The organism is Methanobrevibacter sp. (assembly GCA_022775905.1).
In the GTDB taxonomy this organism is placed as follows: Archaea; Methanobacteriota; Methanobacteria; order Methanobacteriales; family Methanobacteriaceae; genus Methanocatella.
Genome location: JALFJX010000036.1, coordinates 1 through 19,838, shown reverse-complemented (window position 1 = coordinate 19,838; position 19,838 = coordinate 1). Strand labels below are relative to the sequence as shown.

General features: G+C 30.7%; 12 protein-coding genes. 4 read left to right on the top strand and 8 right to left on the bottom strand.

The annotated features are described in order from the left end of the window. The first annotated feature begins 40 nt into the window (after positions 1-40). The gene (locus MR875_09390) at positions 41-412 is read left to right on the top strand and encodes a hypothetical protein (GenBank protein ID MCI6995050.1); all 372 of its coding nucleotides are present in this window, start codon (positions 41-43) and stop codon (positions 410-412) included. A gap of 619 nt (positions 413-1,031) precedes the next feature. Next, on the top strand, positions 1,032-1,262 hold the full coding sequence (locus tag MR875_09385) for a transcriptional regulator (protein MCI6995049.1): 231 nt from the start codon (positions 1,032-1,034) through the stop codon (positions 1,260-1,262). A gap of 48 nt (positions 1,263-1,310) precedes the next feature. Here MR875_09385 and MR875_09380 read toward each other — a convergent pair whose 3' ends face one another. The 8 genes from MR875_09380 to MR875_09345 all read right to left on the bottom strand — a co-directional run bounded on the left by MR875_09380 (position 1,311) and on the right by MR875_09345 (position 16,075). Next, complete coding sequence (locus MR875_09380; protein ID MCI6995048.1) at positions 1,311-6,611, bottom strand: DUF4011 domain-containing protein; 5,301 nt, start codon at positions 6,609-6,611, stop codon at positions 1,311-1,313. Continuing rightward, positions 6,574-7,092 carry a hypothetical protein gene (locus MR875_09375; GenBank protein MCI6995047.1) on the bottom strand — a complete coding sequence of 173 codons (519 nt, stop codon included), beginning with the start codon at positions 7,090-7,092 and terminating at the stop codon, positions 6,574-6,576. The genes MR875_09380 and MR875_09375 overlap by 38 nt, the downstream gene beginning before the upstream one ends. After that, complete coding sequence (locus tag MR875_09370) at positions 7,089-9,965, bottom strand: type I restriction endonuclease (protein MCI6995046.1); 2,877 nt, start codon at positions 9,963-9,965, stop codon at positions 7,089-7,091. The genes MR875_09375 and MR875_09370 overlap by 4 nt, the downstream gene beginning before the upstream one ends. Then, positions 9,962-11,278, bottom strand: coding sequence for a restriction endonuclease subunit S (locus MR875_09365; GenBank protein ID MCI6995045.1), 1,317 nt, complete (start codon positions 11,276-11,278; stop codon positions 9,962-9,964). The genes MR875_09370 and MR875_09365 overlap by 4 nt, the downstream gene beginning before the upstream one ends. A gap of 4 nt (positions 11,279-11,282) precedes the next feature. Further along, a complete protein-coding gene (locus MR875_09360; protein MCI6995044.1) occupies positions 11,283-13,259 on the bottom strand; it encodes a type I restriction-modification system subunit M in 1,977 nt (658 codons plus the stop codon). A 460-nt stretch (positions 13,260-13,719) separates the two neighbouring features. Beyond that, a complete protein-coding gene (locus MR875_09355; GenBank protein ID MCI6995043.1) occupies positions 13,720-14,358 on the bottom strand; it encodes a DUF116 domain-containing protein in 639 nt (212 codons plus the stop codon). Between the two features lie 8 nt (positions 14,359-14,366). Further along, a complete protein-coding gene (locus MR875_09350) occupies positions 14,367-14,819 on the bottom strand; it encodes a hypothetical protein (GenBank protein ID MCI6995042.1) in 453 nt (150 codons plus the stop codon). Positions 14,820-15,058: 239 nt separating this feature from the next. Continuing rightward, the gene (locus MR875_09345) at positions 15,059-16,075 is read right to left on the bottom strand and encodes a tetratricopeptide repeat protein (protein ID MCI6995041.1); all 1,017 of its coding nucleotides are present in this window, start codon (positions 16,073-16,075) and stop codon (positions 15,059-15,061) included. A 120-nt stretch (positions 16,076-16,195) separates the two neighbouring features. Here MR875_09345 and MR875_09340 point away from each other — a divergent pair, with 120 nt between their 5' ends. Further along, positions 16,196-17,839: a thermosome subunit gene (locus tag MR875_09340; GenBank protein ID MCI6995040.1), complete on the top strand. Its 1,644-nt coding sequence runs from the start codon at positions 16,196-16,198 to the stop codon at positions 17,837-17,839. Between the two features lie 512 nt (positions 17,840-18,351). Next, on the top strand, positions 18,352-19,838 hold a 1,487-nt coding region (locus MR875_09335), incomplete at its 3' end, for a hypothetical protein (protein ID MCI6995039.1).

Genomic DNA, 19,838 nt, shown 5'->3' with positions numbered 1-19,838 from the left:
TGTGGTCATTATAATTCTTTTAGCTGGCATTCTTGTTTTAATGCCAAGTATGAATAAACAAGATGATGCTGATATAACTAATGACACAATCTCTGATGAAAAGAATTCTGTTACACCAGACACTATAACGGTAGAATTACCCGAATATGACAAGACCTATACGGAAACCGTTGGGGAATACACTGTAGAAGCAGAAAAGTGGATGGGTGGTTCAGTAGGTGGATTTGAGGTGCACCTATATAAAAACGGTGAATCAGTTTACAAAGACTCTTATATGTCCCGTGCCTATTTCTACATGGATGGTGAGTGGAAATGGAGTGAATGGGGCAATGGTGAAGATGGTTATGATGGGTATCACAGATATCCGGTAAGCCAAGGTGTTGAAATCCAAGAAGTTGAAGTTAAATTTTAGGTGGTGCAACTGCACCTTCAATTTATTTTAATTTATCATGACCTAGACCATTTCACACTTCAATGATTCCATATAGGTTTAAATTAACTATTCTTTTATTTAACTATTAACGCCTTCGCCCACTACTAAAAACGAATCTTCACGTATATATCAAACAACCTGTTTACATTAATTTTTATTTTATACAAATGCTGCAGAAGACCTTAAATAGCTGATTGGGCATATATTGTATCACACCAAGGATAAATTGCGGGATCGTCTTCGTGTCGTGGGATGATTCCTTCTTTTTATACTTTATCATTGTAATTATTAATTGTAGACATATCAATTCACTTGAGGAGTAAACGACAAGCTCTTCATCTCTTTTTTACAGATAATTTCATTGTTAAAAAATATTTTGAATATCAATTACAAATCCTATGTTGCCATTAGCTATGATTTAATCCGTTTGATGACTGATTATTTTGATAGGTTATTGTGTAAAGTAATCTTTGCTCAATCATTATCATGATATTTTGGGAGCATTATTTCCGGAAGAGGTTATTCTTTGCTTTGTAGATGTCAAGCAACATTTTATATCATATTGGCGATATATAGTATTGTAAGAGTTGATTTTGTTATGGATAAAGAAACGTTTGAATTCATTCAAAGGTCTTCGTACAGACAGAGGGTTTTAAAAGCTTTAGATGAGGATGTGCTGATGCCAACCGAAATTGCCGAGCGCAGCAACATCAAAACTAATCACGTGAGCAAGGTATTGTCAGAACTGAAAAGTAAAGATTTGATTGAGATAATCAATCCTGAAATGCGTAAAGGGAGACTTTATAGATTAACAAATAATGGTAAATAGATAACAGATTGTTTGAAATAAATAAAGTAATACTAAAACTACTTTGTATTACTCAAAAATTTCATACAACCTATTTTTTTCAATGATGCGATATTTTACTCCAACACGATCCATTATTTCTTCTACACCTGCAATTTTACCTTCATTTATTAATTGAAGATTTATATTTTCATATCTTTTTCTAATTTCTGCAGGAGTAAATGTCATGTTATTATTCGTCTTTTTCTCAGTCCTACTATCTGTTAAACTTGTTGAGTGTTCGTAAGTTTTTTCCCTAGTTATAGTATTATCAATATCTTCTGTTAAATTTATTGAGTGTTTATAAGGTTTCTTCTGAGTTATAGTATTGTCAACATTTTCTATTAAATCTGTGGGTCGTTCTTTAGCATTTCCTTGATTTAATTCAATAGTTCCATTTGTTTCTTTAATCGTTTTATCGAAAAGTAAATCTTGAATTGCAATTTCAAATTTTTCTTTGACATTTGCTCGTAGAGATTTAAAACCTAAATATGTTGAAGCAGATTTGATTAAATCAACTTCAGAAGAGGAATATTGCAGTTTTAATGTGTAAATAATTGATTTTTCAATTTCTTTTGGATGAATGCGATCAATTTTAGGAGAATCTCTCCTTCTAACTTTCATTCCATCAAAATCGAAATTATTTGGCATATAAAACTCATAGTCTCGTTCAATTAAATTACTTCTGATTGCATTTAGTAAATATCCATCGATTTCGGTTTTAAAACTTTTAGTTGCTTTTCTATTCATTTCAACTTTCATAAAGTCATAAATATCCTCTTTATGGATAGGGCCTTCAGTTTCTACCAATCCAACAACATTTGTTAAAGGATAAGGACTATACGCATAATAGTTTTCATATTCCTCAAAATACTTGTCTAATTCTTCTTGTTTTTTGTCTTCTTGTGTTTTAACAACAACATTTGGTTTGTAATTGCTTTCAAACTTTTCAGCAATCATTTTGTTATCTTTATTTTTCATTGCATCTTCTACTGCATTTAGCAATCTTTCTTTTGCAGTTTGATTGACATGATACCAATCGGTAGACCATATCCTATGGAATTTCCATCCTAGACCTTCAAGAACTTCTTGTCTTAGCCTGTCCCTGTCTCTTGCTAATGGTGATGAATGGTAGGTTGCACCATCACATTCAATTCCTAGGATATATCTGTTTGAGTCATCTTTATCAACAATGGCCAGGTCTATTTTGTATCCTGCACATCCGACTTGCTTTTCAACAGTGTATCCTTCATCAGTTAAGAAGTTGTATACTGCTTCTTCAAATGGTGAGTCGAAATCATCTCCTGTATGGTAGTTTTCTGGGAATTCTCCATTTTCAGCATAGTATAGGAAAGTTTTGAGTGCTTCTACACCTCTTGGTGTTTTTTCAGTTGTGTGCATTAATGAAGATTTGAAGTTACAAAATACAACGCATTGTTTTTTAGCTCTTGTAATCAATACATTTAGTCTTCTTTCACCACCTTCTTTATTTAAAGGTCCAAAGCTTAATGATAGTCTATTATTTTGGTCGATACCATAACCCACACTTATTAATATGATGTCTCTTTCGTCTCCTTGTATGTTTTCAAGGTTTTTAACAAAGAAACCGTCTTCACCATCTTCATTGAAGAAGTGTTCTAAGTCAGGATGGTCTTTTAGTTTCTTTTCTAATATGTCCATTATGGTATTTCTTTGTTTTAGGTTGAATGTTCCGATACCTAAACTTCTGGAGTTTCCCCATTTTCTAAAGCAATCAAATGCATATTCTACAACATTTTCTGCTTCTTTAATGTTGTTTGTTCCGCCGCCTCTGTCATAGACTGTTGTTGGATCATATACAAATTTAAGTCCAAGGTCTTCTGATTCTTTTGTAGGTGAAGGGAAAACATATAACTCATTGTTATAGAATTCTTGATTGGAAACAGATATTAATGACTCATGGCGACTTCTGTAGTGCCATTTAAGCATTTTTGTTTCAAATGTGTTTTTACATAAGTGTAAAATACTTTCAATGTTTTCTGTTAAGCTTTCTTCATCATCGTCTTCATCAATGTCTAATTCTTTTTCAAAGAATGTTGTTGGAGGCAATTGCTTTGTGTCTCCCATAACGATATATCTGTTACCTCTTAGCATAGCACCTATTGAATCTTCAATTTTTACTTGACTTGCTTCGTCAAAAATAACATAATCAAAGTAAGATTCATATATTTTAGGATCTAAGTATTGTGCAATTGACAGTGGAGACATCATAAAGCAAGGTTTTATATACGAGATGATGTCGCTTGTTTCTGTTAAAATTCTTCTGATTGGTTTGATTTTTCTTTTTTTACCCATTTCTCTTTTTAATATGCCTAAACTAGATGTTGGTCCTGCAGCAATTGACATGTTCGGTCTGTTCCTACCTAAAACTTCACGAACCCTATATTTATTGGATTCAATTATGTTTTTATCTAATTTCTTGAATTTGGATAATTTTTCCTCATGTAATCTGGAATTAAATTCATCCAATACAGAATCATTGGTGAATATATCTTTTAAAGCAATATTGGAGAAATTGTAGTAAAATAAACTAGTTACCATATTTGATTTTATCTTATCTGCTTTGATGTATTCGATTAATTGTTTTGCGTATTTATCAGCATATTCATTACAATACTTAGTAAATAACCTATAGTCATTTAAGTTTTCAATATGTTCCAATAGCATATCAGTATTGCTTTTCATTTCAGGGACATCTGCAACATCCATGCTAGTTACAGCAAGTTCATTTTTAAAATGTAATTTACTGTTAATGTCATTATATTGCTTTTGGATTTTAGTTTTAACATCAGAAAGTTCATTTAAATATGAATCTAATATGTCAAATTGATTGGATTCAATGAATTCTATTGTTGTGTCATTAAAATAGTTGGAATCATATTGTTTTTTGAATTCTTGAATATTGTTTAATTGTTCTTTGAGTTTTCGGACATTAGACTTATGAGATTTCCAATCATCATTGAAGTAGTATGCACCAATATCGTCCATACTTTCAATTTCTTGCAGTAGTGCTTTTAGTTCAATGAGGTTGTTGACTTTCTCTTTAATTGTGTTATTTTGTACTGAAATCTGATATGAAGATAAATTGGATTTGATTCTGTCTAATTCAGAAACCCATGACAATAGCTTTTCAGATTCTACAACAATTTTATCATCATTGTTAGTTTCTGATTTGGAATATGCTGATATCTTGTTTCTTAGTTTAGTTAAATCATTATTGGCAGTGATAACTTTTTCAAAATCACTTTCAATTTGATCATCACTTACATCTGTGGTGTAATAACTTTTAAAGTTGTTTTTGATTCTTTTGTAATTGCCGTCAATTAATCGTTTGAAGAAAGAGTTCCTTTTAGTTTTGAATTCATTGAATTCTGCTTCAAGATTTGGATTTGTAAGGGCTTGTTCTAAATTGGATTCCTCAATGATGTTTTTGTTTGATTTGAAATCATCACTTATTGTTTTGAAATCTTCTTTATCTACGATTTCCATGTTGATGTTTAAGCCATCAATATTCCCTAATAATGTGTCAATTTCATTTTTCATTTCATCTAAATCTAAATCCATTACATCCAAATCAGTATTGCCAATTTTATCTTGGAATGTGGCTATGTCATTAATTAGTTTTTCTAAATCGTCACTATCTCTTAGCAATTTTAAATTTGGTCGAAGTATTTTCGAGTTGGATATTAAAGGTTCGATATTTAGATTATTTATTTTATCAACACCAATTAATTCATGAATGTTTGTATCCAATTCATCAAATTGGGTTAATATATTGGATAATTCTTCTAACTTTTCAGCTAATTCTTTGACCTCTGGTGAACTTAAATTATCAGGTGAAGTATTTCTCCATACATTATCTGAAACAGGTGATATCAAATCATAATATTTGACGATTTCATCCAATTTTCTAACTATCTCTCCTCTTTTTTCTTTATCTAACTGTGAAACATCGTCAATATCTAATTTCAGTATCTCTTGGTCATTATTAATTAATTCTTGACTGCGATATTCATATATTCCAATTAACTGAAATGGAGTCAACTCAGTATCCTCATATATGGTATGCAATTTGTCAACATATTCGTCTAAATCATCTTTTATTTCATCTAAATGTCTGAAATCACTTTCATCTGAAAGTTCTACAGCATCAATCTTCAAGGTACGTTCTATTTCATTTAAGAACTCTTTTTTGTTGGAATTTTTACCATGAAGTTCTAAGCATCCTTCACCTAAGCCAACACTATCTAATCTTGTTTTTACAACATCTAATGCTGCTTTCTTTTCACTTACAAATAATACTGTTTGTCCTCTTGCCATTAATTCTGCAATCAAATTAACAATAGTTTGAGATTTACCAGTTCCAGGAGGCCCCTCTACAACAAGATTTTTACCTTTTTTTGCCTCTTCCAAAACGGCAAGCTGAGACGAATCAGCATCCACAACATTATATATTTCAGTTGAACTCATCGAATTTAAATCCAATTCATTATCTGAATCAAAATTATGTTCATCAACATAAAATAAACTTTTAATCGGATGATTCTCTATTCCTGCCCAATTGTCTAAATTCAAGTCTTTAAACATTACAAACTTTTTAAAATTAAAACTAGATAAAAAAATATCTTTAGATATTTTCCAACCAGGTTTATTGGCTATAATGGACTCTATCTCTTTAAAATAAGTTATCAAATCTTGTTCTGATTCAAATTCCTCAAAATCAGGTATTTCAACACCTTGCTCTTGAAGCTTGTATATCAATGATAAATTAGACCTTACCTCATCCCCATTCCAATTAACAGTAAATGGTTTTGAAATGGAAGTTCTTTCAATAGTCATTGGAACTAAAACCAATGGAGCTTTATGAATACCCTCTTCATAGTCAATTTCTTTCCATTCCAAGAAACCTAATGCCAAATAGAAATCATTGTAACCTTGTTCTTCAAGAACTGTTTTATTGTCACGGTAAAGATGGGTTAATTTTTTTTGTAATTCGTTTTCATCATATTTTGTTTGGAGAAATTTATCTACATGAGTATCTTTTAATTCAGCATTGGAATCCCAAGTATTATCTAACAATGCATCTTCATCAAGCGTCTCGTTAGATAGGAATTTCATCTTTTGTTCGTTAACAACAAGAATATTGTACAAAGAAGCAATGTCTTCATCAACGATTTCAATATTCTTTTTCCTAGGTCTAAAATTCAACAAGTTATTTCTCAAACTCATATCCAAAAGACTATCTCTTAAACCTTCAATCGTGTTTTGTAAATCCAAACTTGCGTAACTCATTTTCAAACTTCTCCTGGTCAAATTCAATGACAATTTCTATTCCTTCGCCGTTGTCATCTTCTTTTTCATATAAAAATGCTTCGATATCAATAATGATTTCTTCAATTTTATCTAAATTTATATCGTAAACTGTATATTTGACTGTTTTATGGCCAGTAAATTCAGGTTCAAACAGTCCACTATCAAAATAAAAACTAGTACTATCCATATGAATGGTAGAGAATTCTTCATCGTTAAATGTGTAATTTAAACAAATTTCTGAATTAGATTTATCATATTTTTTAAAATTATCAGAATTAGCATTGACATCACAAATAATTGTAAGATTATGCTTATCAGTATTACCTACTTCTTCAATATTCAAATCAAAATTAGACAAACTAATATTAATTTCATCTTCATCATACAGATTATATACTTCAATCAGACCCAATAATCTTTCCTTTTCATAATCTAAATCCATCAAAACCGCACCATTCATGTTTGTTCACCTGTTTCTTCATACACAAAATCCAACAAATCATTTTTCAATCTTTCTTTGAGTTCTGGATTGTTGTTAATCTTGTTGTAAAAAGTATCATTGCTTTCATAAATTGTTACAAGTTCATCTTCAAAGATATTGCCGAATATAGCTGCAACATTTTCGCGTGGATTACTTTTTACTTTAGTTATGAAACCCTCATCAGACATTATGTGATTAGCGATTTGTGTTACGAATAAACTGTCTTCATCTGTAAAGTCAGTAGCAAATGCTTCGTTTAATGCTTCCAATATCTGTGACAATCTTGTTTTTTCTTTATCATTAAACACACTTGGAATTCCGCCACTAATTCCAGTTAATTCTCCTTCACCATCATTAAGAATTATAGATCCGCCTTCGTCACGAGTATCAATCTTATAGGAATCCATGTCAACATCATCAAGTAATCCTCGAATTATGTCAGGCACCTGACCTGGCAGTAATCTGTTTAAGAATTTGATGTAAATGTAAAGTTTCTCCAAGCTTAAATCACTAAATGGCAATAACTGAGCCATAAAAGAATACAAACTTTGATATCGCCTAAGTAATTTTTTGAATAAGAGTTTGTCTTTGTCATCAGATATTCTTTTAAATCTTTTGACAGGTTCTTCCAAAAGGTTATGTAACTTGGATTGATGAACACCTTTTTGATATGCTTTTACAAACTCTTCAACTTCTTCTTCGTCAAATATCATTCCTTTGTAAATTTCTTCCATTAAATCATAAAGGATATGATAGTCTGTTTCTTTTTCAAGTGATGTTTGACCATAATATGGCTCAAATGATTCACGAATTGTGTCAGTATCATTAACGAAGTCCAAAATTAATGTATCGTCTTTGTGTGGTGCAATTCTATTTGCACGACTCAATGTTTGAACTGCTGCAACGCCTCTAAGCATCTTATTAATATACATTGTATGTAATAACGGTTGGTCAAAACCAGTTTGGAACTTGTTAGCAACAATGAGAATCTTGTATTCGTCACTTTTGAACGCTTCTTTTACAGATTTATTAGTATCGTTAATGTTGGCTTCAGTGTACTCTATTGTGTCCTGTTTGATTGTTCCTGTGAATGCTGCCAATGTTTTTATCGGCAAGTTTCTGGCTTTAATTTGTCTGTCAAATTCCAATTTATATAAAACCGCTTCTTTCCTACTGCCAGTAACAAGCATAGCTTTTGCTTTACCTTTGATTTTATGGATAGTTGAGTTCATAAAGTGATCCAACATTATTTCAGTTTTTTCTTTAATTGCATGAGGATGCAACTCAACAAATCTTCGCAGTACCCTTTTTGCTTTATCCTCATCGAATTCTGGATCATCTTCAACAGTTTTCACTAATTTGAAATAAGTAGGATACGTTAAGTAATTTTCCAACACGTCAAGGATGAAACCTTCTTTAATTGCTTGTTTCATGCTGTATAAATGATGAGGTCTAAAATCACCAAATTCAGCATCTTTTTCACCAAACATTTCCAAAGTTCTAGCTTTTGGAGTAGCAGTGAATGCAAAGAAAGATAGGTTAGGAGTGTTTCTTCTTTTTTCCATTTCATCTAAGAGTGCTTCATCGTATTCATCTTCAGCTTCATCTAAAGTATCTTTGTCTGCTTCAGCATTAGTTAAACCTTCACGTAAATGCTTTGCATGAGAACCTGATTGAGAAGAATGAGCTTCATCAACAATAATTGCATAATTGCGGTCTTCAACATCTTCAATCTTATCCAAAATATATGAAAACTTATGTAATGTAGTAACCACAATATTAGTTCCAGATTTAATAGCTTCAGCTAACTGCTTGGAGTCTTTGTCAATCTTTTCAACAACACCTTGCTTTCTTTCAATAGCTTTAACTTGGTCTTGTAATTGAGCATCAATAACTTTACGATCGGATATTACAATAACCATATCATAAATCCTTTTGTTGTTGTCATCGAATTTGTTTAGTAATCCATGTGCTAACCATGCAATTGTTTTGGTTTTACCTGATCCCGCACTATGCTGGATGAGATAGTTGTGGCCAGGTTCTGGCTTATCTAACAGCATGTTGACACAATCTAATTGATGGAAACGAGGAAAGATTACAGTTTCGTCTTCTTCAAATATAAAATTATTAATCAAACGTGATAATTGGTTCTTTTGAAGTATTTCCGTATATAAGTAAGAAGTATTATAATCATCTTTTACTTCAGGGTTTTCAATTCCTTTGTTAAATGGTAAAAATCTTGTTTTAGCGCCATTAAGTTTAGTGGTCATCTTTATTTCTTCATTGCTCATAGCAAAATGCACTAAACAATTCTTGAATAAGGGTTCACGAGGGTCACGAGTAAACTTATACTGGTTAACAGCATTGTCAACACTTTGGGTAAAAGTATTTTTCAATTCAATAGTTGATATGGGGATACCATTAATAAATATAACCAAATCCAAACGATTACCTTTATCCTTGTTTTGATATTCCAACTCATCAACAACAGAAAAAATATTTTTATTGAATTTGGCTTTCAATTCAGGGTTAAGAGTGCTGTTAGGTCTTGGATAAAACAAATCAAATTTAGCAATATCACGGAATCCTTCTCTCAAAACAGCAATAGTTCCTTTCTTCTTAATCTGTCTAACCAAAGACATGATAAATCTCACTTCAGCATTAGACTTATTATGCTTCGCAAACTTCTTCCATGCCTTAGGTTGAGTGGCATGAATAAAATTCAAAACCAATTCAACATCCAAACAAGAAGTAACATCATAATCATTAGTTGTTCTTTTCACATAACCTGTGCCAGTAAGATAAGCAATAATATCATTTTGGAAGCCTTTTTCAGAAGTGTCTGAACTCATATTTCCTCACCTCGAACATCAATTTTGCCAGTAACTACATGATGAATTAAAGAAGTTTTATACTCTTCAAGAAGATTAATGTTATCTTGAATTTTAGATGTGGTTTCATTAATTTTTGTAATTCTATTTTGCAAATACTTTGCAATTTCAATTTGAATTTCATATGGAGGTCTAATCACTAAACATTCTTTTATATCATTTAAGTAAACTCCTTTTTGTGCACTTTGTTTAGCTTTAACAAGTAATTGTGATTGGAATATTTGTGATTTAATAAAATAATTATAATAATAGGGATTGTCATAAGTAAGTCTTATGAATGACACACTTCTTTGAAATGCTAAGGGGAATTCTTTATCATAAACACATGATCTTCCTATTGTTCCAACTATTGTCATTAATAAATCATCTTTTTTAGGGAATCCATTAGAAACAATAGATAGAAAATTATCTTTACTTATGCAACTTTCAGTTTTCGATATGTTGATTTTGTCATTAAAGATATTCTTAGCACTTAGCAAAGGTTCTCCATCATCTACACGTTCAAAAGACCCATGAGTTCCATCTTTAATAAGATTAAAAAGTCTTTTGAATAAAACAACATCCCAGTTTTCAGGAATTTCACCAATCCATTCAACACCAGAATCTTTCATAGGCACATCAGAATCTAAACCTTTAGTAACTACTTGATTAATTAAAGCAACTCTTTTTTCCTCAAGTAATTCGATAAGTTCTTCATTTTTAGCAATAGTTGCATCAATTTTAGCAGTTTTTTTGTCTAAGTAGTTAGCTATTTGTTGTTTTAATCCATTATCAATGTCAAATATTTCAAAATTGCCAATATCTTCATTACTTATGTTCTCTTGTGCAGAACCATCTGCAATTAAATTTATTTGTTTTTTAATCAAATCAGAACTTAAAATATATTTATAGTAATTAGATGAATCAGAACTTAATTTTCCAACTCTTTGATTTAATAGTATTTTTTCGTTAGTTTTTGGCACCTGTCCAATTTTTCCAATTGTTGCTCCAGTTAGTGCTATTAGTATGTCTCCAGATTCCACCAAAAATTCTTTCATCATGGTGGCATATTCTAAGGGTAACCTTTTACAATTGTTAAAATCTATTGTACCATTAGTTATATCTCCTATTCTAACTAAAGGAATACCCTCTTCGGTAAAATCATCACTTTTAAATGCATATCCTCCACTTAAATTGAAACAATGTTTAGCTTTAATAGTGTCCCATGTAGAAGGTATTTTATCAATCCAGAACATTTTTGATTCTTTATATTCATCATAAGTTTTGTAACTCATAATATCAATCCTTGAGCAAATCTTGTATTTCTTTAGTTACTTTGTTAATATCTGATTCTATTTCTTCCAATGGTCTTGGAGGTTCATATACATAGAAATATTGTGTGAAATTAATTTCATAACCAATTTTGTTCTTTTTATCATCATACCATGCATCAGAGTAATATTTTTTTACTTCTTCTTCAAAGTAATCATCAATATTTTGAACCAATGGAATCTTTTCTGTATCACGAAGGTTACTGTCTGCCTTTGGTTTACCTTTTTTATCAGTTACATATTTTGCTGTGTCATCATGTTCTGATAGTTTTTCGATTACATTTTTGATGAATGCTGGTTTAAAATTAAATTGATTTAATGCCTGTTTAACCTTAGCTTCGAAAGTATCCCAGTCTGCATATAATTCATCTCCTATTGTGAGTAATGCTTCTTTAATTGCTTCTTGTTGTTTTTTACCTTCTTCTTCCTCAGCCATTTTTGTTTCAAGGTCTTTACTTTTGCTTTCAGCTAATTTTTTAAATTGAGCATAAGAATATAAGTTTTCAAGTCTTTCTGGAGTTGCTTGGTAGTTTAGTTGCATTGGTCTTTCAACAGTTATTTTTGTGTATCCGAAGTCTTCATTGTCAAAGATTTTGACTTTATCATTTTCATTAAATTCTTTATATATGTTTACAATGTTAATAATAGATTTTTCTGGTATTAAGTGTCTTTTACTACCTAAAGATTTTCTCATTCCAACAAATTCTTCACGTGCATCTATTAATTGTACTTTTCCTTCCCTTTGTAATGTTTTTTCATTTGTCAATACCCATACATATGTTCCAATTCCTGTGTTGAAAAATAGTTGGTCAGGTAATGCGATGAGTGCCTCGAGATAATCATTTTCAAATATCCATTTTCTTATGTTACTTTCGCCTGATCCTGCATCCCCTGTAAACAATGGTGACCCATTTGTAATTACTGCTATTCTTGATTTTCCATTATCCTTCATTTTTGATATCATGTGTTGGATAAAGAGTAGTTGTCCATCAGATTTACGTGGCAGTCCTGCCCTAAATCTTCCATCAAATCCTAGTTCTGCTTCAGCATCAACCACTTCTTTATCTTGTTCCCAGTCACGACCATATGGTGGATTTGAAATCATATAATCAAATTTATTATCTTTTAATTGGTCATTGGATAGGGTGCTTGATGGTCCTTTGATGTTTTCTGCATCTTCTCCTTTCATTAACATATCTGCTTTACATATAGCGTATATTTCATCGTTGATTTCTTGGCCGTACAGTACCACATCCATGTCTGGATTAGTTTTGGTGATGAATTCTTTGCAGCTGGTGAGCATCCCTCCAGTTCCACAAGCTGGATCGTATACCAGTTTGATGGTTCCTGTGCTTTCTTCTTCTCCTACAAATAACAACTCTGTCATTAGTTTAACTACATCTCTTGGTGTGAAGTGCTCTCCTGCTTCTTCATTGGATGTTTCAGAGAACTTACGTATGAGTTCTTCAAATATTGTTCCCATATCGTGGTTGGATATATTTTTAGGTGATAAATCAAGGCTTGTTTCGTTAAATTTTTTAATCAATAAGTATAGTAGGTTTGCTTTGGATAGTTTTGCTATTTGTTTTTCAATGTCAAAGTTGTCCAGAATGTCTTTAACATTTTTACTGAAACTATTGATGTAGAATTTTAGATTTTCTTCTATGTTGTCTGGATCTTGTAATAATATTTCAAAGTTGAACTTGGAATAGTTGTAGAATCCGAGTTTACGACCATTTTCATCAACTGCTTTTGCATTTAGAAGGGGTGCGATGAATTCTGTTTTGTTTTTGTTAGCTTCGTATGTATCAACTACATCTTTTTTGGAATACTCTAATACACTATCAAATCGTTTAAGCACGGTAAACGGTAAGATTACCTTTTGGTATTCGTTTCTTTTGTATGCTCCTCTTAGGGTTGAGTCTGAAATGCTCCATATGAACACTAATGTTTGTCATATTTTATCACCTTTTAATATGATATTTATTTTTGTGTTTAACAGGTTATAATTTTTATGATAATACAATATTGCTTTGCTATTGTAAAATTGTCGATAACTGGCGAAAGCTCATCTGGGTCATATTCAATTGCAACTGGGTCGCTAAAATTAGGTAGTTATGGATGAAAGTTGGTAGAAATGAGTGTTTTTGCAGGATCTAGTATATACTGGGTGAGCTGAATAGTGGATAGTTGTCGAATAGTGATTGTATTGTTGATGAAGATTTGATAAAAAGGTAAAAATAAGGATAATAATTTATAAAAACAATATACTATTCACAAAAGATTGGCATTTGTGGTGTATGATATTATGTAAATTTTAATCATAAATTTTTAGCAAAAAAACTTACCTATTTTTGTACAATCTTTTAACTTTTTGTATATTAATCATACATGTTTTGCTATGACTAGTATTTGGAATCTAATTTCTCAAATACTTTTTTAATATTTACTTTTGTTTCAAAACAGCCTGTTTTTTCAAGTAGTGCTCCTTGAGGGCAAAAATCTGATAATAACATCATCATCTGGTTTAAATCCTCATGACAAGCTACACCGAGAACTGCCTTGAACTTATTTTCCATAACTATTTTTTTAACAAAACTTGATCCAGGTACAATATATAACTTGTATCCCATTGGTTCTGCTTTTTTCTTGATGACACCTATGGAACATAATCCACATTCAGTACAGTTTAATCCTTCTTTTTGGAGTGTTGCAGGGCAATCTCTATGTCTTAAACAGTGAGGTAAAAAGATTAATGTTTTTTCAGCAGGAACTGATTTGAATTTTTCTTTATTTAATTCATCTCTAACTCTAATTGCAATATCATCAATAAGATATTCATCTAGTTTAAGGAAATTTGCTATTGATTTAAATGGAAAATATAGGGAGTCAACAACAAACAATATGAATCTTGGAAATTTGATTTTATTTTTTCTAGCAAGTAAAACTCCTAAAATTATAATCACTAAGAACAATATTATGATTAGTATAGCTAGAAAAACTACTGCTTGACCTATAATTGTATAAAATGAATCAATAATCATGTTTTAACCTAAAATTTTTCAATTGTGAAATTATCAAACTCTTTATTTAATTTAATTCCAGTTTGTGTTTTTATTATTTTAAGTCCAGATAAACTGTCACAAGAACATAATACATTCTGTTCAGGATGGGTTCCAGGAATAATATTGCAATTTAGGTTAACTTCATCTCCAATTGATATGACAGTTTCTAAACGTTTGGTGGATGGATGATCTTTATTCAAGATTACAAGTGGGGAAGATTCTTCACGGCTTAGGTATGCCTGTGAACGAATTGCTCTTTTGTCTTTTTTAAAGTTTGATACGGCAATAATATCATTTGATTCTAAAAATTGCACTATTTCTTCGTTATCTTGTGTTGCAATGAATAGCATTTTATTTTCATATGCTACTTTGATTATACCTACGATTCCGGTTTCTCCTTCAAGAAATAGTATTTCATCATTTTTAAAATCAATATTCATATTATCACTAAAAAATAAAAAAAGAGAGTAAAATAAATTTACTCTGCAAGTTCAACGTTGTCGCTTTGGCAAGATGGACAAACTACTTTTCTTCCAAGTCCTTTAAAGGAATTTCCACAGTTTTTACAATGGTATTTTTTTGTTTTTAATTTTTTTAAATCAATATCGGCCATTGGCCCTCCACTTGAACACATTAAAAATCACCTTTAATATTACTATATATAATATTATATATTATATTAATGCTTTATTATTCTCTGAAGATCTTTGATTTTTTCAAGAACTTTTTCATCAAGTGTTAGGTCATATTGCAGTTCATAGAAATATAATGCGCTGTTCAGGTCTTGTTTTTTATCATATCTATCTGATAGAGCATTTAATCTTTCTAAAATAAATGGATTTGGGCCAATTTGTATTTTTTTACTTTCAATTAGATTTATGCATTCTTCTAAGCTTAATTCAGCTTTTATTCCTTTTGATTGTATGTGTTGGAGTTTGGTATATGCAAGAGGATTTAATTCATATTTCATGCTGTAATTATATAATGCAGCTGCAATTTCAAAATTCATCTCTTCCATATAGAACTGACCTAAATTTCTGTAGCATCTGGCAATATCCTGTGGATAGTATGCATATTCCAATGCTTGTGTTGTATATATGAAAAACTTATTAAAACGGGGTGCTTTAATTTTATAGATGTCTGACAACTCCAGAAGTATTCTTGAAGATACTGGATTAAGTTTCAATGCTTTTTTAAGATATTTTTCAGCATTTTCCAAATCTTTTGTCTCTAAAAGCAAGAATCCATATACATAATACAAGTCAAGTAAAGGTTGGTTCTGAGATATATGTCTTATCTCTTTTTCAGCACCAATATATTTATTGAATATGTCTTCTTCTAGTTGATTGGTGAAGTAATGATATTCATTTACTGCATCATCTTCAAATGGTGGTCTGAAGGTTTTCATGAATTCGTCAAGTTTCTCCAAAGCATCAGCATATTTTCCATTTTCAATCATTGGAAATATTTCTTCTAGGATATCAATTATTGGTGTGTCATTTTCTGAAATTTCAATATATTGCCTTTTCTCTTCATCAGTTAAGCAGTCCCACATCATACGGGAAATCTCTTTGGTAATTTCCACATTGTAAGGGTGATCTTTATATTTCTCCATTTGTGATGCCAGGTATTTTCTGTTTAAATCCTTATTTTCACCCAAATTTAATTTAATTTCTTTTATTATTTCTTCATACATTAAAACACCTTAAGTAAGTTTAATAAGTAATGTTTTTATATAACTTCTAATCCATATTATATATGTATAAAAACTTAGTTTTATATTATTTTATTAGAAAATTTTAAAGGTGATTAAAAAATGGCAAATCAACCAATTTTCATCCTTCCTGAAGGGACTGAAAGATATTCAAAAAGAGATGCTTTAAGAATGAATATCACTGCTGCTAAAGTATTAGCAGGTATTGTAAGAACTACTTTAGGTCCTAAAGGTATGGATAAAATGTTAGTTAATTCAATGGGTGATGTAACTGTAACTAATGATGGTGCAACTATCATGAGTGAAATGGATATTGCACAACCTGCAGCTAGAATGCTCGTAGAAACCGCTAAAAAACAAGAAGAAATTGTTGGTGACGGTACTACATCAGTTGTTGTTATTGCTGGTGAATTATTAGCTAAAGCTGAAGAATTATTAGATGATGGAATTGCAACTTCTGTTGTTGTAAAAGGATTCAGAAATGCAACAGAAAAAGCAGTTGAACTTTTACAAGGTATTGCTGTAGATGCTGATGATAAAGAAACTCTTAAAAAAGTAGCTGTAACTGCAATGAGTGGTAAAGGATCAGATTACGCAAAAGAACACTTAGCTGACCTTGTTGTTGAAGCAGCATTAAGAATCGAAGAAGACGGAAAATCCGACATTGATAACATTAACATTCAAAGAGTCTCCGGAGATGCTGTTGAAGATTCATTCTTAGCTGAAGGTATTGTAATTGATAAAGCACCTGTTTCTAAAGCTATGCCTAAAGATATTGAAGATGCAAAAATCGCTATCATGAAATATCCTATTGAATTAAAAGATATCAACACTGATGCTAAAATTGACATTACCAGTCCTGAACAATTTGAATTGTTCTTAAACCAAGAAGAAGAAATGATTAAAGACATGGTAAACAAAGTTGTTGATTCTGGTGCTAACGTATTATTCTGTCAAAAAGGTATTGATGACATGGCTGAACACTACTTGAAAAAAGCAGGAGTCATGACTTTCAAAAGAGTTAAAAAATCTGACATGGAAAGAATCGCAAAAGCTACTGGTGCTCAATTAGTAACTGATATTGAAGATTTATCTGAAGACAAATTAGGTTCTGCAGGCCATGTATATCTCGATAAAATATTTGACCATGAATTAACTTTCATCGAAGAATGTGAAAATCCAAAAGCTTCTTCCATTGTTCTCAGAGGTAGTACCCGTTACGTAACCGAACAAATCTCAAGAGCTATTGATGATGCTTTAGGAGTAGTTGCTGCTACTATCGAAGAAGGTAAAGTTCTCATCGGTGGAGGAGCTTGTGAAATCGATTTAGTAAAACAATTAAGAGACTATGGTGAAACCGTAAGTGGAAGAGAACAATTAGCTATTTTAAAATATGCAGAAGCATTAGAAGTTATTCCTAGAACTTTAATTGAAAATGCTGGTTTAGACACCATCAACTTAATTGCTGATTTAAAAGCTGCTCACGAAGACTCTAACTTAATCGGTATCAATGTATTCACTGGTGAAGTTGTAGATATGAAAGAAGCTGGAGTTATTGAACCTTTAAGAGTAAAAATCCAAGCTTTACAATCTGCAGGTGCTGCTAGTGAAATGATTTTACGTATCGACGATATGATTGCAGCAAGAAATGCACTTAACTCTACTGGACCTGATGAGTCTGGTAATGATGCTAGTGGTATGCCTCCTATGCCTGGTATGGGTGGAGGAATGCCTCCAATGATGTAAAATTAATTTTGATTTTACATTTTTTATTTTATTTTTTTCATGAAAATTTTCAAATAATTTTATGCTTGTTTTATAGGTAATTTTAGTTAATTTGTGCTTTATTTTATTTTTTTAACACTCTAATCGTTTTTTCTTTATTCTACTTTATTTTTTGATATTATTCATTTAACTTGTTGTTTTTTGTTCTAACTTGAATTAAATCAATGATTTTATATTAGATAAGTTTTAATAATGTGTTATTTCATATGATAAGCTCTAACATTGATGTTTATAAATTTATATTGTTTTTTTTTCTTGAAATTTTCTATCCTATTGTATAGTTATTCTATTAATTAATTTAAGTCTATTTTCACTTAATATTTTATTTTTACAATATTTTAATCTTATTTTTAAAAATTAAACGCATTTAAATGGAATTTGGAAATAAAAAGATTTATATAAAGTATTTGTATATAAAGTGGGATATATAAATCTCATGGATGTTGAAAAAATTGATATGGAGGTAAAATATTTTGAACAAAAAAATATTACTCACTTTTCTTTTTGTGTTTACAGTAATTTTGTCTGTCAGTGCAATTTCGGCTAGTGATGTAAATGTTACAGATTCATACACGTCAAGTGTAGTAGATGATGCATCAAATGTCGCAGTTCCAACAGAGAATGTTAACGATTCATCAGTACTTTCTGAATCTAATGTTGATGATGTATCATCTCAGTCTTCTGGATTTGAAAACTCAAATACTTTATCAACTAACTCGGACAGTAACTCTTTAAGTAATGCTAGTGAAGTTAATAATACTACTGTTGAGCCTCAACCTATTGAGGTATCCAAAACCATTACTTCAAAAGATGTTACTAAATATTATAAAGGAAGTGCAAGCTATTCAGCGACATTTTTAGATAACTATGGTAATCCATTATCCGGTACTAATGTTAAAATAACTGTTAATGGTGTTACTTACACTAAAAAAACTAATGCTAATGGTGTTGCTTCTTTAGCAATTAATCTTAAACCTGGAACATACAAAGTTGTTTCAGAAAATCCTGTTACTGGATATAAGTTAACCAATACATTCAAAATTTTATCTACTATTAAATCAAGCGATATTACTAAAGTTTATGCAGATAGTAGAAAGTTTTATGCAACCTTTTTGAAAAGTAATGGTAAGGTGTTAGCTAATACCTACATTAAGTTTAAGATTAATGGAAAAACATTTTCTAAGAAAACTAATGCTAATGGTGTTGCAAGTCTTTCAATGAAATCACTTAAAGCAGGAACATATAAGATTGTTTCTTATAATAAGGATGGTTTGACTAAAACCAACACAGTTAAAGTAATTACTAAAACTAGTTCCAAACTTGTTACTAGTGAATATAATTTCCTTAAAAGTGATAGTAAGACTATTAAAGTTACTTTGCTTAATGGTTTAGGATATGCTCCAGAGGCAGGTAAAATAATTAAGTTCACTGTTAATGGTAAGACATATTCTGCTAAAACCAACAGTAAAGGTGTAGCTTCACTTAAATTACCTTACTTGAAAGAAGGTGTTTATACAGTAAAATACAGCTTTGCTGGAAATACAGTTTATTCCAAGTCCAGTGCTTCTAATAAATTGTATATTTTCCCAAGTAAAACTGCAACTTTCACTGTTAAAAGTACAACTACATTTGGTAAAGGTGCAAATACTCCGTTTAAAGTTGCTTTAACTTCAGGTACTGTTCCTTTAGTGAAAAAAACAGTCGTACTTACTGTAAACGGTAAATCTTATACTAAAACTACTGATAGTAATGGGGTTGTTTCATTAAATATTGGATTGGATGTTGGAAACTATACTATGACATATAAATTCAATGGTATTTCTAAAGTAAATGCAAAAACTGGATCTTCTTCTATTACAGTAAAAGAAAGAACTTCTACTAAACTTACTTGGAAAAGTGGAACATCATTCTATCAAGGTACTCAAACCTACAAAGTTTTGTTACAAGATGCAAACGGTAA

Coding starts and splice junctions, on each gene's coding strand:
- MR875_09390 (MCI6995050.1), top strand. CDS start 41: ATGCCAAGTATGAATAAACAAGATGATGCTGATATAACTAATGACACA.
- MR875_09385 (MCI6995049.1), top strand. CDS start 1,032: ATGGATAAAGAAACGTTTGAATTCATTCAAAGGTCTTCGTACAGACAG.
- MR875_09380 (MCI6995048.1), bottom strand. CDS start 6,611: ATGAGTTACGCAAGTTTGGATTTACAAAACACGATTGAAGGTTTAAGA.
- MR875_09375 (MCI6995047.1), bottom strand. CDS start 7,092: ATGAATGGTGCGGTTTTGATGGATTTAGATTATGAAAAGGAAAGATTA.
- MR875_09370 (MCI6995046.1), bottom strand. CDS start 9,965: ATGAGTTCAGACACTTCTGAAAAAGGCTTCCAAAATGATATTATTGCT.
- MR875_09365 (MCI6995045.1), bottom strand. CDS start 11,278: ATGAGTTACAAAACTTATGATGAATATAAAGAATCAAAAATGTTCTGG.
- MR875_09355 (MCI6995043.1), bottom strand. CDS start 14,358: ATGATTATTGATTCATTTTATACAATTATAGGTCAAGCAGTAGTTTTT.
- MR875_09350 (MCI6995042.1), bottom strand. CDS start 14,819: ATGAATATTGATTTTAAAAATGATGAAATACTATTTCTTGAAGGAGAA.
- MR875_09345 (MCI6995041.1), bottom strand. CDS start 16,075: ATGTATGAAGAAATAATAAAAGAAATTAAATTAAATTTGGGTGAAAAT.
- MR875_09340 (MCI6995040.1), top strand. CDS start 16,196: ATGGCAAATCAACCAATTTTCATCCTTCCTGAAGGGACTGAAAGATAT.